At 56.1% G+C, this 456-nt stretch carries 1 protein-coding gene; it reads left to right on the top strand.

Annotated elements, in window-relative coordinates; genetic code table 11:
* On the top strand, positions 1–456 hold a 456-nt coding region (locus GNP95_RS25910; RefSeq protein WP_196427325.1), incomplete at both ends, for a hypothetical protein.

Here is a 456-nt window from a genome sequence, read left to right as displayed (position 1 = left end):
CAACCGGCGATGGCATTCGTGACAAAGAAGAAGACGGCAGAAAAATCGCACAAACTACAGTCGACGACGCGGCGATTCGAGCCGCCGTGAACAGAGCCGGCCAAGGCAGCATTACGCTGCAGGCCGTGGAAGAAGGCGAAGACATCGATCAAGCGATGATTTCGTTAACTCCGTCAGCGCTTCAAGTCCTTCAGTCGCAGCAAGCGGGCAGCACCGTCGTGTTCAAGACGAATCTGGGTGCATGGCAGCTTCCACTGGAGCAAATCGATGTCAGGGCATGGGCGACCAGGCTGGAAGTATCGCCGGACAAGCTCCATGTAACCGTCCAGATGACCAAGGATGACAAGGCTAAATCGGCTGCCGAAGCGAACGGCTTGCAGGTGCTCGCCTCCATCGAATTCAAGTTAACGGCGGCGGCGGAGAATGGAAGCAGCAGTGAAATCTCAAGCTTTAGCC

Origin of the sequence: Paenibacillus woosongensis (assembly GCF_009725165.1) — a bacterium.
GTDB classification, from domain to species: Bacteria; Bacillota; Bacilli; order Paenibacillales; family Paenibacillaceae; genus Fontibacillus; species Fontibacillus woosongensis.
This window is presented reverse-complemented; position numbering and strand designations above follow the sequence as displayed.